Below are 14299 nucleotides of genomic sequence, written 5' to 3' on the forward strand. Positions count from 1 at the left end.
ATGATACAATGAATATTGTACAACATATTGAGGAGATGAGGAAGAAATGGATATCGTTGCATTTCAAAGATGGGTTGAGGAATTTTACGAAAAACGAAGCTGGTCACAGTATAATGCCTTTATTCGCTTAAATTTCTTAACCGAGGAAGTTGGGGAAGTTTCACGAGTCGTTCGTGCTATTGAAATTGGCCGCGATCGCCCTGATGAAGATGCGAAAACAGAAGAAGAGCTAAAACAAGAACTAAAAGAAGAACTTGGCGATGTACTATCTAACCTTATTATTCTTTCGCAAAAATATGATTTAGACTTACAAGACATTATGGACGCACACGTCACAAAGCTTTCGAAAAGGTTCGAAGTATCTAAATGAGAATATTATCAATTATGGTATAATATTCTTGTCACAATACTAAGGGGGATTTTATGTTATCAAAAAAATTGCACGACGCATTAAATGAACAAATGAACTTTGAATTTTACTCTGCCCATGCTTATATGGCAATGGCTGCTTACTGTACATCTGAGAGCTATGATGGATTCGCTAACTTTTTCCTTGTACAAGCTGAAGAAGAACGTTTCCACGCAATGAAGCTTTACAACTATATTAATGACCGCGGAGAGCGCGCTATTATTACTGGATTTGATAATCCAAATAACGAATACGAATCTGTATTAAACGCTTTTGAAGTCGCACTTGAGCACGAGCGTGAAGTAACGAAACGTATTTATAACTTATCTGATATCGCTTGGGACGAGCGTGAACATGCAACAATTACATTCTTAAAATGGTTCGTTGACGAACAAGTTGAAGAAGAAGCTTCATTCGATAGCATCATTCAAAAATTAAAACGTATTACAAGCGATTCAAACGCACTGTTTATGCTAGATGCTGAATTAGAGAAACGTACATTTACGCCTCCAGCTGAATAATATTTCAATCACCTTAATACATGTATTAAGGTGATTTTTTTGTTTGCTCTCTATCTTAAAATCACCTTAAATTTCCTCATATTTGACATAGTGCCAGCTATAAAATAGTATTATTTTCAATATAAAAACGAATATACGAGGAGAGGAAAAATGAATCAACGTGTAGAAGCTGTTGATGCAATTCGTGGTTTCGCTTTGTTTGGCATTTTACTAGTCAATATGACATTAATTCAATTCGGGTTCTTCACCAGTGAAAAACCAACTTATCTATTCGGCGATCTTGATAAAGGCGCTAATTGGTTTATTCAATTCTTCGGCACACATAACTTTATATCCCTATTTTCTTTTCTATTTGGGCTTAGCATTATTTTGTTACAAAAAAGTATTATCGCAAAAGGAAAAAAATTCTTCCCCACATACATAAGACGTATTATCATTCTTTTACTACTAGGCTACATTCACGGCACTTTTGTTTGGGAGGGCGATATTTTATTTGCATACGGAATAATCGGGATTTTCTTAATGATGTTCATCAATCGAAAACCGAAAACTTTGCTCATTTGGGCGATTATTCTACTCGCACTTATTACACTTATGTCTTATCAAACTGATCCATCTACAAATATAGATGATTTTGCACCTTATACTGAAAAAGAACATAAAGTCCATCAAACTGGAAGCTATATGGATCACGTCAACTTTAGATTGACTGAAAATCCTTTTGATTACATGGGAATTGACGGTGCATTCGGATTATTTTTCATATCAGTTTTCGCAATAATTTTTATGTGTCCACTGTTCCTATTCGGAATGTATGTAGGGAAAAAAGGCTGGCTATTTGAGGTCAATAAACATATACATGCTGTCAAAAAAATATGGTTTGCCACCGGTCTCTTCTCTTTTACAATTAAAATCTTAGCTATGTTTGTAAAGCACCCGCTTTTAATTATGTTACAAGATGGCCTTACACCAGTAACTATGACCTTCTTTTACGGAAGCACAATCATTTTATTATTCCATTACAAAAAAGCAACCCGTCTACTAACATACATGGCGAACATAGGGAAAATGTCCGTTAGTAATTACTTAGCACAATCTATTATCGCAACAACCATTTTTTACGCATATGGATTTGGCTTATACGGGAAAATTGGCTATTTCTTCGGTATTCTTTTAACCATCGGAATTTATACGATTCAATTATTCGTTAGCACCTATTGGCTCCAAAAATACCGGATGGGGCCAGTGGAATATGTGTGGAGACTGGGAACTTATTTAGAGAAACCACGTTTTAAAAGAGACTTGGATAAAGCAAGTTAAACAAAAAAAGCAATGAGCGTACGCTCATTGCTTTTCTTAATTTATTAAAGCATAACCCCAACGATAATCGCTGATAATATACTTACTAACGTTGCACCGTATACAAGTTTTAAACCGAATGATGATACAACGTTTGCTTGTTTGCCATCGATACTCTTCGTTGCACCTGCGATAATTCCGATAGATGAGAAGTTCGCAAATGATACAAGGAAGATAGATAAAATACCTACTGTACGAGCTGATAAATCACCAGCTACTTTACCAAGGTCAAGCATTGCAACGAATTCGTTCGTTACTAATTTTGTTGCCATAATTTGTCCTGCTTGTAGCATCTCTGATGTTGGAATACCCATTACGAATGCTAATGGTGAGAAGATATATCCTAAAATGCTTTGGAATGTGATTCCGAAAATTGAATCGAATACACCGTTAATTGCTGTAATTAATGCTACGAAACCGATTAGCATCGCCGCTACTGTTACAGCGATTGAGAAACCAAGCATAATATATTCGCCTAACATTTCAAAGAATGTTTGTTTCTTGTCTTCTTGTAATTCTAAAATATCGTCTTCTTCTTTTACTTCATATGGATTAATGATATGAACGATAATGAATCCACTGAATAAGTTTAATACTAGTGCTGTTACTACATATTTTGGATCAATCATTTTCATATAAGAACCGACGATTGACATCGATACTGTAGACATTGAAGATGCACAAAGTGTGTATAAACGATTTTTCGGTAATTTGCTTAGTTGATCTTTTACTGTAATGAATACTTCCCCTTGACCAACGATTGCAGCTGCTACCGCATTATATGATTCTAGTTTTCCTAAACCGTTAACTTTACTTAATAGGAAACCGACTGCACGAATGATAATCGGTAAAACTTTAATATGTTGCAGAATCCCGATTAATACTGCTAAGAAAATAATCGGTAATAATACTGTTAAGAAGAATGGTGCTTGTCCATCGTTTGCTAGACCACCAAATACGAAATTAACCCCAGCTTCCGCAAATTTTAAAATAGCGCCAAATCCATCTGCGATCCCTTTTACTAATACGAATCCGACCTTTGTATTTAGTAAGAAATACGCAAGTACCAATTGAATGACAAGCATAAGTGCAATTGGTTTATATTTAATTTTCTTACGATCTGAACTGATAAGGAAACCTAGTACAAACACTACAAGTAAACCGACTAGAAACATTACGAACTTCATATGTGAATCCTCCACTTCTCCCACGAGTTATTGGTCGTATAACGTATAACGAATGACGTCTGACCATTGTTGTTAAAAAAATTTTAAACCCCTAAAACTATTCAACTGTCATCTAAAATCAGTAAGCGTTTACATAAATTGCAATTTATAAAAGGTAGCTTCTTCTCTCCTACCATAATTGAAAGTCTGAAATTGATACCACCTACAAATCAAATTGTAAGCGTTATCTAGACGAAATGCAATATAAATTTTAAAAGATTTTTATATGTTAATATATTCCTAATTAATTGGTTTTTTCATGCAAATTTACCATAAAAATAGCCCTAGCTATGAGCTAGGACCATCCTTTTTCACCCCGATTGGTGAGGGCTAATAATGATCGTGGGATAAAGCCACCCCACTGATTAAAGTTTCACTTTATAACATAACACCAACGATAATCGCTGATAGAATACTTACTAATGTCGCACCGTACACAAGGCGTAGACCGAATGATGATACAACATTTGATTGATTTTCATCGATACCTTTCGTTGCACCTGCGATAATTCCGATAGATGAGAAGTTCGCAAATGATACAAGGAATACAGAAAGGATACCAACTGTACGAGCCGATAAATCACCAGCTACTTTTCCAAGATCAAGCATCGCAACAAACTCGTTTGATACTAATTTTGTTGCCATAATTTGTCCCGCTGTTACCATCTCAGCTTGAGGGATACCCATTACGAATGCTAATGGTGAGAAAATATATCCTAAAATAGCTTGGAATGTAATACCGAACATTGAATCAAACAAGCTATTAATTGCTGTAATTAATGCTACGAAACCAAGTAACATAGCTGCTACTGTAATCGCAATCGTGAAACCAAGCATAATGTACTCGCTTAGCATTTCAAAGAATGATTGTTTTTTCTTATTTTCTAATTTCAGTGTATCTTCTTCTTCTGTAATATCATACGGGTTAATAATATGAATAATAATGAAACCACTAAATAAATTTAATACAAGTGCTGTTACTACATATTTCGGTTCGATCATTTTCATATAAGAACCTACAATTGACATTGATACTGTCGACATGGAAGATGCACATAATGTATATAAACGATGTTTTGGGATTTTACTTAATTGATCTTTTACTGTAATAAATACTTCCGCTTGCCCAACAATGGCAGCTGCTACTGCGTTATATGATTCTAGTTTTCCTAGACCATTTACTTTACTTAACAACGTACCAATAGCACGAATAAATATCGGTAAAATTTTAAAGTGTTGCAGAATTCCGATTAAAACCGCAAAGAATACGATTGGTAATAATGCTGTTAAGAAGAATGAAACCTCTCCTTTATTAACAAGACCACCAAATACGAAAACGATTCCAGCTTCCGCATATCCAAGAAGTGCGCCAAATCCATCTGAAATTCCTTTTACTAAAATATAACCAACTTGCGTATTTAATAAGAAATAAGATAATGCTAGCTGAATAATAAGCATAATTGCGATTGGTTTATACTTAATCTTCTTTCGATCGGCACTTATAAGAAAACCGAGTACAAATACAACGAGTAATCCTACAAGGAACATAACAAACTTCATTAATAAAATCCTCCATTTAACTCTTCATTAACGTTGAACGTCTGACCACTCAAAATAAGAAATAATCCGAACTTTCCATTTCTCCTGCAAAACCTTCAATCAGATAGGAAAGATCATAAAACCTCTTGTTTCAAAGGCATTTTCCATTCTAACACAAATTACAACTCATATCCGCACTTTTCTTTAAAAAAATACATTTTATTATGAAACATCCATGAATGTTCGTCTTTTACCATCCGCTAATGTCCGGATAAAACAAAAAATGAGCATCAAGTTTCACTTGATGCTCACCTCATTATACTGCTTTTTCTTTATCAGCTACTGCTGACTTATCCCAGCACTCTGTATTTTTCAAACCTGGAATAGAATCCGCATAGAATACCGGATCTTTCCCTTGTTTCTTTTGCTTTACGTAATCTGATAATGCCGCAAAAACATACTTAGAGAGGAATACAATCGCCACTAAGTTAATAACAGCCATAATACCCATGAATAAATCTGCTACATCCCAAACGATTTGAATTGTCGCTACAGATCCTAACATAACCATACCAAGTACAGCAATGCGGTACGCTGTTAATAGCACTTTACTTCCATTTAAGAATTCAATATTTGTTTCACCATAGTAGTAGTTACCTACTAATGAACTGAATGCAAACAAGAAGATTGCAACTGCTACAAATATAGAAGCCCATGGACCGATATGTTGACTTAACGCCTGCTGCGTTAATTGAATTCCATTTAAATCAGCTGCATTATGCACATCTGATAAAAGAATAATAAATGCTGTACAACTACAAATTAATAATGTATCTGTAAATACCCCTAAAGTTTGAATAAAACCTTGTTTAACTGGATGCGTTACGTTTGCAGTCGCTGCTGCGTTCGGCGCACTACCCATACCTGCTTCATTTGAGAATAACCCACGTTTTACCCCTAATAAAATCGCAGCTCCTAATCCTCCGCCTACTACTTCTTTAATTCCGAAAGCATGTAAGAAAATTTCTTTAAATACATATGGAATTGACGTAATGTTTGTTACGACAACGAATAATGCCACTGCTACATAAATAATTGCCATTACTGGAACAATCATTTCAACCGCGCGAGCAATTCGTTTTACTCCGCCGAAAATAATAACTGCAAGTAAACCAGCCATAACAAGACCTACTAACCTACTATCTGTTTTGAATGCCCCATCAAAAGCTGCTGCTACAGTATTAGACTGTACAGCATTAAAAATCAATCCGAAACTTACTGTTATTAGAACAGAGAACACAACACCTAACCAGCGTTTATTTAAACCCTTTTCCATATAATACGCTGGGCCCCCACGGAATGCATTCCCATCTTTCACTTTATAAATTTGCGCTAATGTGCTCTCTACAAATGCAGAAGCACCCCCAATTACTGCGATTAACCACATCCAAAATACTGCTCCTGGTCCACCTGCTGAGATAGCGATAGCTACACCAGCTAAGTTACCAGTACCTACACGAGAAGCTGTACTCATACAAAAAGCCTGGAACGATGATACACCGCTCTTCTCCTTTTGCGCTTTCCTCGTTTTCGAACTTGCCCCATCCCCAAGCAATCGAATCATTTCACCGAAGTAACGAACTTGGACAAATTTCACACGAAATGAAAAATAGAGCCCTAACCCAATTAACATCGCAATAATGACATATGACCAAAGGATATTATTTACATCCCCAATTACCCTAGCTAAAAAATCCATATTTGCATTGCCCCCTCTTCCTAACAATAAGAAAATTATATTCTAAAAACTTTTAGTAATCAAGAACTTTATGTTAGGTTTTATGACATGATTGCGTTAACTATCTTAACATACGTGTTTTTTTCATAAAAATATAGCTATTACATGCATTTATCCAATACTCAATCTCTTATCCTCTTCGACCAGCCATACTTTTAAAACAGTACGTTCCCCACAAATAACGAGAGGAACAAACAAAAAGTTATATTAATAATTACCCCTCACCCTTTTCATCATTTACTACAACAAAAAAGGCGAGCATCAAATTTACCTCGATGCTCGCCTTTTCAATTACACTGCTTTTTCTTTATCTGTTACCACTGGCTTATCCCAGCACTCTGTATTCGTTAAACCAGGAATAGAATCTGCACTGAAGACTGGATCTTTCCCTTGTTTCTTTTGCCTTACATAGTCTGTTAATGCCGCGTACGCAAATCGGCCAAGAAGTGTAATCGCAATTAAGTTCGTTATTACCATTAGACCCATAAATAAGTCTGCCATATTCCATACAACTTGAAGCGTTGCTACGGAACCGAATAATACCATTCCAACTACCGCAATACGGTAAATTGTTAACCACGTTTTGCTTTGCTTAATAAATTCAATATTCGTTTCACCATAATAGTAGTTTCCTAGAAGCGAACTGAAAGCAAATAAGAAAATAATAATCGCTAAGAAGCTACTTGCCCACGGGCCAATTTGTGAACTTAATGCATTTTGTGTTAATTCAATACCTTCTAAGTTCGTTGCTTTATATGCACCAGAACATAGTACGATAAATGCTGTTGATGTACATACTAAGAATGTATCTACTAAAACACCAATTGTTTGAATAAAACCTTGTTTAGCTGGATGCGTTACATCAGCCGTCGCTGCCGCGTTTGGTGCACTACCCATACCTGCTTCATTCGCAAATAATCCGCGCTGAATACCATATTTCATCGCAGCACCGATACCACCGCCTACAGCTGAATCTAAACCGAATGCACCTTTAAAGATTTCTGTAAACACATCTGGTAGTAAATAGAAGTTTTTAATAACAACAAAAATCGCTACCGCAATATAAAGAATTGCCATTGGTGGAACAATCATTTCCGACATACGCGCGATACTTTTTACACCACCAAAAATAATAACCGCAACTAATACTGCTAATACAATCCCAACAACGTAACGCTCAATACCAAATGCATTTTTAAAAGCTAATGTAACTGTATTTGCTTGTACTGAGTTGAAAATTAAACCGTAACTAATTGTAATTAGAATAGAGAACCAAATCCCCATCCAACGTTTATTTAAACCTTTTTCCATATAATAAGCAGGACCACCACGGAACCCACTGCCATCTTTTATTTTATAAATTTGTGCAAGCGTACTTTCGACGAAACTTGAAGAAGCCCCGATAATCGCAATCACCCACATCCAAAATACTGCTCCAGGTCCTCCCATAGAAATAGCTAACGCTACACCAGCTAAGTTACCGATACCAATACGAGCTGCAGAACTCATACAAAATGCTTGGAAAGAAGATACACTGCCTTTTTTACGCGTCTTTCCAGTTAACCCATCACTCATTAAACGAATCATTTCCCCTAAATGAGTAATTTGTACGAATTTCAATTTAATAGAAAAATAAAGACCTAAACCAATTAACATTGCAATAAGAATATATGACCAAAGAATTGTATTCGTTGACGAAACGAATTGTTCCAAAATATTCATACAATTAACCCCTCCTTTTCTCCATAAAACGAATTATATTTAAAAAACATTCAAAAATCAACATTTTTCGACAATTTGCAATTTCCAAATATTAGACAGGATCGCAGTAATAATACCTTTATGACTACCCTCCCTCTAACTGTGTATACTAAGACAAAAAATAAATCTACAAACTACCCCATTGACAAAAGCGTCTACCTGTAACTATAATGATTACATCAAGTTGTAACAAACCTTATTACAACAAATCCATTTACTTTCAGATATACACTTTAACAAAACACTTTGGAGGGATTTATTATGAAAATCGGAATCATCGGAGCAACTGGTAAAGCAGGAAGTCGTATTTTAAAAGAAGCATTAGATCGCGGACATGAAGTAACTGCAATCGTAAGAAACGCTGCAAAAATTACAGAAGAAAACGTAAAAGTTTTAGAGAAAGATGTATTCTCTCTTACATCTAACGACTTGCAAGCATTCGATGTCGTTGTAAATGCATTCGGTGCTCCAGCAGGCGAAGAACACCTTCACATAGATGCAGGAAACGTACTAATTGAAGCTATGAAAGGTGCCCCTAACACAAAATTACTTGTAGTTGGCGGCGCTGGAAGCTTATTTGTAGACGAAGAAAAAACAACACGTGTATTTGATACACCAGGTTTCCCGAGCGAATACCTTGCAACAGCTCAAAACCAAGGTAAAAACTTAGAAATCTTAAAGCAAACAAATGATATTACTTGGACATTCATCAGCCCTTCTGCACTATTTGCATTAGGAAAGCGCACAGGCTCTTATACAGCTGGTAAAGACAACCTTCTTGTTAACGCAAAAGGTGATAGCTACGTAAGTTACGAAGACTTCGCAGTTGCAGCACTTGATGAAATCGAAAATCCAAAACATGTAAACGAACGCTTCACAGTTGTTTCTGAAGCTGAATAATAGAAAAAGCTCGTAAAACATAATGTTTTACGAGCTTTTTTTATTATTGCACTTGCTCTAAACCATTTGGAGTAATCTTAAAGGAAATTTCTTTAAACTTTTTCTTATCTCCTTTTCCAACTAACTCACTATTTTTATACCAATTCAAACGATCTGATTCCGCATGATACACTTTCACTACATCTCCATATTGGAAAGAAGTTCCGTTTACTTGCTCAGCAAAATTCTTTGAAGTTTCTTGTCCTTCTGCTGTTACATGTTTTTTCTCCGTTCCATTTTGATCATATAGGGTAATTCCCATATATAATTCATTTTTAAAGTAACTATGAATTTGTTCATTTGTATGCGTTACATGTAGCTTCTTATCTTCATGATTGAACGTTACAATAGAACGAATATCATCACCCAGCCCTTGGTATACAAGACTATCTCCATACGTTACTGTTAGAGGAACTTCTGTCACTTGCTTATTTCCAAACATATCTTTCGTTTCTACTTTTACTTTTTGTTCACCGATTTTTGATGTAGTTGGTTTCTCTACAAATCCAACTACCTCTCCATCTTTTACTTCAACAAAATTTTTCGCGTCTAACTGTTCGCTATCAGTTCCAATTACTACTTTTTGTGGCACTGCTTTTACTTCTTGCAACATATCCATTCTCTCAAAGCCTTTTTCTGTTACTTTGAAGAATAGTTCTTTTGCCCCTTTTTTCTCACCTTGACCAGTAAGTGTATTATTTTGATACCATTTCAAACGAATCGGTTCTGCGTGGAATACTTTCACTACATCTCCATACTCGAACTGCATACCATTCACTTGCTTCGCAAAGCTCTCTGATGTTTCTTGTCCCTCTGCTGTTACATGTTTTTTCTCTTTTCCTTCTCCATCGTATAACGTGATCCCCATGTATAGCTCTTTATTAAAATACTCATGAATTTCGCTATCCATATCAGTTGCATGGAATCTCTTCTCTTCGTGCTTTAAAGTTACAATTGAAGCAATATCATTTCCATATCCTGCATATGCAATGCTATCTCCATAAACCACTTCTAATGGTACTTCTGTTACTTGCTTATTTCCAAAACGATCTTTCGTTTCTACTTTGGCTGTTTGTTTTCCGATTTTCGTTGTAGTTGGCTTTTCTACAAAGCCAATTACTTCTCCGTCTTTCACTTCAACAAAGTTTTTCGCTTCTAGCTTTTCTGCTTCTGTTCCGACTACTACTGTTTGTGGCTTTGCTGTTACTTCTTGCAATGATTTTAATCTCTCAAATCCATTTTCAGTAATTTTGAAGAATAATTCTTTTATTTCTTTATTTTTTCCTTCTCCCACATATAAACCTTTTTGATACCAATGTAAACGTGAAGACTCTGCATGGTATACTTTCACCACATCTCCATATTCAAATGCTAACCCATTTAATTCCTTGGCAAGAACTTCTGTATTTTCCAAGCCTTTTACCGCTACATTTTTCTTCTCTCTTCCTTCTTTATCGTACAGTGTGAACTCAAAATACTTTTCATCTTTAAAGTAATCATGAATTAAATTTTTTGTATCTGTTGCACTAAATTTTTTTGTACCATGATGTAGAGTTACGGTTGACTTCAAATCTCCCTCCCTAGTATAGTTCAATCCATATACAAGTAGGCTATCCCCATATCCAACATTCACTAAAACTGGAATAAAATTCTTATTCCCTTTTCTATCTACAATTTCTACTTTTACAGTTTTTTCTCCAACTTCAGGCTTATCTTGCATAATCACACCTGTTGTCTTTACACCTTCTCCTAAATTCTGTACAAGTTCCTTTGCTTTTTTCTCATCATGTGTAGTACCGATTACTACATTTTGTATTTTTTCATTATTTGGCTCGCCATATGGAACTTCATATAACTCAGTTTGTTTTTCACGAATTGGATTGCTATCTGTAGATAACCATATTTCTTTTTCTAATTTTGGTAAATTTAATTTTTCAATCTTTTCTCTCGTAGCATCATTTGCAAATAATCCCCATTTATCAAAGAAAGGAATTAAATTTTGTCCTGCCACTTTTGACGTCATATAAATAAACATCTGCTTTTTCTCTTCATCAGATTTAGGCAGTTCTGTGTCATGTAACAAACGATACATTTGATGTAAATTCGGATAGAATTGATCCCCATAAGCTAAATGTAACTGCCAAAACATAACTAATTTCTCAAATACATCCATCTTTTCTTGTGCATCCGGTTTACCTAAATAAGCAAATGCAGCTTCATAGCGCCCCTCTTGCTCTAACCTTGTTTTATGCCCGAATGTAGTTTGAACTGCCAAAGAATAAATATTAACGGTTACTTCTCCAAGTCCATCCCATAACCAAGTGTCTTGTTGATGTTGATGTCCAACTTCATGCCAAGGCCCCCATCCATCATTAGTTAACTCTTCTAGATTTAGTACTGACTCTAAATTGCCTTTACTATAAGCTGTTCGATAATAAGTCGCATACATATAATCGTCTGTATACCAGTCTTCAACAAAATGAATGGAATGTTTACCTTGATTCGCAACACCCGCACCATCTTTTGATAAACCTGATATCTTATGTTCTATATTAATTATTTCATCGTGCTTCTTTAATAACTCAGCTGGATCTTCTTGCTTCAAATGTTCCGCCACAGTTTCAGGATGCATAGTTAATAAACTATTTTCTCCCTTCATTTCTATTGCATATGGATCAGGATTCTCTGCCAACATACGCTTCCAATCTTTTGTCGTATGCTTTCCTAAAATAAATAAAGGATTTGATGTACCACCTTTTTTCACTTTAGCCACTACTTCTCCTGTGTTGTGATAATTATAAAAGTATAATAGCCCCCCATTTGGAGAAGAAATTTTATTCTCACCAGAATTTAAGTTGAATTGTTTAGGTTCTTCTTTTTCATAAGAATATGTACCAATATAAGCTTTAATCTGTTGAGTCCCTTCTACTTGAATAACTACTTCTTCACCTGGCTTTACATAAATGCCAGTTGGTTCATAAGGAGAAAAACTCATTCGACGCTGATGCAACTCACGCATCCCTTCTACATCACCTTTTGGCAGCAATTGATACACTCGCTCTTCTTGCTGTTTCTCCTTATCTTCAATCGTCATCTCTGCATACACCTTAGGTAATTCAAGTCCATATGGCGTCAATAACGTAGCTAAACAAACACTAGCTACTAATACCCTACTTGTCTTTTTCTTCGACATAATCTGTGTCCCCTGTTCCTTTATTTAGATAAACTATCCTATATATTCATCTAATAAGTAATCCTATTATTTCTATAAAAACATTTAATGAATGGACTAACACCTCGCGCACCTGTATATATTACTACCGCATTTCTCTCCATGCATTCGCTTTCTTACATTGTAAAATTTTTATGTAATATGCCCTCCTCACTTCTCTCTATTTGTGATGAGTTCTCTTGCTACATAAAAAAGAGAATAGTAAAAGATATTTGTCAGTATTGTCATCTATACATCTAAAAATAAAAATAGCAATAAAAACTTACATTTTCTTCATATATGACCATCTATAGATAGTTTTTCCAACTGAATTTTACACGCTTTTACCTTCATTTAATAGCCTCCCCCCCAAGAATAATATTACAATTTTGTGAATTTAATCTATTAATCGTAACGTCAGGATTTTATTATATTTATATTATTTTTAAATATAATTTAACCTTTAAAAACACTATTTCTATCCATTTTATTTTTTTCAATATAACTTTTATCCTCACATACAAAAAGCATTGGCATACGCCAATGCTTTTTCATTATCTCTTTTGATTCGGTTTATGCGGTTCATTTGGAGTATATGGCTTATTTGGTTTATTTGGAGCCTCAGCCTTTTTCCAACTTACCGCTAACTCTGGACTTGTTTTTTCTTCACTACGCTCAAGTAATACTACTGCATTTTGAATAGTCGGTGTACCTTTATGCGCAATCCCTTGTAATTTCGTTAAATTTCCTGATACTTTAAAGCTAAATCCACCAGCTGGTGTTTGTTTCGGAATTAAAATGCGGAACTTGTCTCCTACATTAAATTCTGTTTTTGTTTCGCCTTTTTCATTTGCAAATTTCACGCCCGCTGGTGCACCTGTTGCTTGCACTTTATACGTTCCGCTTTTTGCATTTGTTTCTACTGTATATAAACCTGTTTCAAAGAAATCATTTTTTAATACTGCTTCTTGTTCTTCTGTAGGAGTTACACTCATCGTAATTTCTTGTAACTCTTCACTAGCGCTTGCTTTTGCAACGATGTCTTTCGTTACTTTCTCTACATTTTTATTGCGGAAATCTAAATCATTAATATCGATTTGTTTTAACGCATTCCACACTGCAAGCTGCGTTGCGTAATGTGCTTCTCTCCAATCAGAAACACCTAATTCTTGTGGACTCTTTTGTGGATATCCATTCAATAGTACACGGTATACGTTAATATCCACTTTCCCCATTTCCGGTAAATCTTGACCGCTTGGAGATTTCAAATCTACATTTAAGCAAAAAGCAATTTTGCCATCTGCCGTTTTAATAAGCTCTGTTCGAATTGGTTTCTTCTTTGACTTACTATAACTCCAATTCATTTCATACTTTGTATGGTCCATAACTTCTGCAAATGCTTTTTGAAGCGGGAATAACACAAATAAAACACTTAAAAACATAGCTAAAATCTTGAACGATTGCTTTATATTCATGTTTACAGCCCCTTATCACAAACTTAATACTAAGTAGTATTTATTTAGAAACTATTTTTAT

The 14299-nt window shown here is 35.1% G+C and carries 10 protein-coding genes; 4 read left to right on the plus strand and 6 right to left on the minus strand.

Features of this window, described 5'->3' with window-relative positions; all coding sequences use genetic code 11:
* The first annotated feature begins 46 nt into the window (after positions 1–46).
* From ACTFRY_RS20650 to ACTFRY_RS20660, 3 genes are all read left to right on the plus strand, one after another.
* Complete coding sequence (locus ACTFRY_RS20650; RefSeq protein ID WP_000355749.1) at positions 47–370, plus strand: MazG nucleotide pyrophosphohydrolase domain-containing protein; 324 nt, start codon at positions 47–49, stop codon at positions 368–370.
* A gap of 53 nt (positions 371–423) precedes the next feature.
* A complete protein-coding gene (locus tag ACTFRY_RS20655) occupies positions 424–930 on the plus strand; it encodes a ferritin (RefSeq protein ID WP_000949406.1) in 507 nt (168 codons plus the stop codon).
* Positions 931–1080: 150 nt separating this feature from the next.
* Positions 1081–2250: a DUF418 domain-containing protein gene (locus ACTFRY_RS20660; protein ID WP_016118859.1), complete on the plus strand. Its 1170-nt coding sequence runs from the start codon at positions 1081–1083 to the stop codon at positions 2248–2250.
* Between the two features lie 44 nt (positions 2251–2294).
* Here the strand turns inward: ACTFRY_RS20660 and ACTFRY_RS20665 are convergent, their stop codons facing one another.
* The 4 genes from ACTFRY_RS20665 to ACTFRY_RS20680 all read right to left on the minus strand — a co-directional run bounded on the left by ACTFRY_RS20665 (position 2295) and on the right by ACTFRY_RS20680 (position 8574).
* Positions 2295–3476 (minus strand): NupC/NupG family nucleoside CNT transporter, encoded by a 1182-nt coding sequence (locus ACTFRY_RS20665; RefSeq protein WP_000673874.1) that lies wholly within the window; start codon positions 3474–3476, stop codon positions 2295–2297.
* 417 nt (positions 3477–3893) lie between these two features.
* The gene (locus tag ACTFRY_RS20670) at positions 3894–5075 is read right to left on the minus strand and encodes a NupC/NupG family nucleoside CNT transporter (protein WP_000673839.1); all 1182 of its coding nucleotides are present in this window, start codon (positions 5073–5075) and stop codon (positions 3894–3896) included.
* 295 nt (positions 5076–5370) lie between these two features.
* The gene (locus tag ACTFRY_RS20675; protein WP_098617080.1) at positions 5371–6813 is read right to left on the minus strand and encodes an alanine/glycine:cation symporter family protein; all 1443 of its coding nucleotides are present in this window, start codon (positions 6811–6813) and stop codon (positions 5371–5373) included.
* 330 nt (positions 6814–7143) lie between these two features.
* Complete coding sequence (locus ACTFRY_RS20680) at positions 7144–8574, minus strand: alanine/glycine:cation symporter family protein (RefSeq protein ID WP_001022939.1); 1431 nt, start codon at positions 8572–8574, stop codon at positions 7144–7146.
* A 300-nt stretch (positions 8575–8874) separates the two neighbouring features.
* Here ACTFRY_RS20680 and ACTFRY_RS20685 point away from each other — a divergent pair, with 300 nt between their 5' ends.
* Positions 8875–9513 carry an NAD(P)-dependent oxidoreductase gene (locus tag ACTFRY_RS20685; protein WP_098617079.1) on the plus strand — a complete coding sequence of 213 codons (639 nt, stop codon included), beginning with the start codon at positions 8875–8877 and terminating at the stop codon, positions 9511–9513.
* Between the two features lie 43 nt (positions 9514–9556).
* On the opposite strand, the gene ACTFRY_RS20690 is transcribed toward ACTFRY_RS20685, so the two are convergent.
* Both ACTFRY_RS20690 and ACTFRY_RS20695 read right to left on the minus strand, forming a co-directional pair.
* Positions 9557–12745 (minus strand): putative mucin/carbohydrate-binding domain-containing protein, encoded by a 3189-nt coding sequence (locus ACTFRY_RS20690; RefSeq protein ID WP_098617078.1) that lies wholly within the window; start codon positions 12743–12745, stop codon positions 9557–9559.
* A gap of 572 nt (positions 12746–13317) precedes the next feature.
* On the minus strand, positions 13318–14238 hold the full coding sequence (locus ACTFRY_RS20695) for a thioester domain-containing protein (protein WP_001022513.1): 921 nt from the start codon (positions 14236–14238) through the stop codon (positions 13318–13320).
* Between the last annotated feature and the right edge of the window lie 61 nt (positions 14239–14299).

Source organism: Bacillus cereus group sp. MYBK195-1 (assembly GCF_051916605.1).
GTDB lineage: Bacteria > Bacillota > Bacilli > Bacillales > Bacillaceae_G > Bacillus_A > Bacillus_A cereus.

Excerpts from the sequence above, each read along its gene's own strand:
- ACTFRY_RS20695 (WP_001022513.1), bottom strand. The coding sequence starts at position 14,238 with ATGAATATAAAGCAATCGTTCAAGATTTTAGCTATGTTTTTAAGTGTT.
- ACTFRY_RS20665 (WP_000673874.1), bottom strand. The coding sequence starts at position 3,476 with ATGAAGTTCGTAATGTTTCTAGTCGGTTTACTTGTAGTGTTTGTACTA.
- ACTFRY_RS20655 (WP_000949406.1), top strand. The coding sequence starts at position 424 with ATGTTATCAAAAAAATTGCACGACGCATTAAATGAACAAATGAACTTT.
- ACTFRY_RS20690 (WP_098617078.1), bottom strand. The coding sequence starts at position 12,745 with ATGTCGAAGAAAAAGACAAGTAGGGTATTAGTAGCTAGTGTTTGTTTA.
- ACTFRY_RS20685 (WP_098617079.1), top strand. The coding sequence starts at position 8,875 with ATGAAAATCGGAATCATCGGAGCAACTGGTAAAGCAGGAAGTCGTATT.
- ACTFRY_RS20670 (WP_000673839.1), bottom strand. The coding sequence starts at position 5,075 with ATGAAGTTTGTTATGTTCCTTGTAGGATTACTCGTTGTATTTGTACTC.
- ACTFRY_RS20660 (WP_016118859.1), top strand. The coding sequence starts at position 1,081 with ATGAATCAACGTGTAGAAGCTGTTGATGCAATTCGTGGTTTCGCTTTG.
- ACTFRY_RS20680 (WP_001022939.1), bottom strand. The coding sequence starts at position 8,574 with ATGAATATTTTGGAACAATTCGTTTCGTCAACGAATACAATTCTTTGG.
- ACTFRY_RS20650 (WP_000355749.1), top strand. The coding sequence starts at position 47 with ATGGATATCGTTGCATTTCAAAGATGGGTTGAGGAATTTTACGAAAAA.
- ACTFRY_RS20675 (WP_098617080.1), bottom strand. The coding sequence starts at position 6,813 with ATGGATTTTTTAGCTAGGGTAATTGGGGATGTAAATAATATCCTTTGG.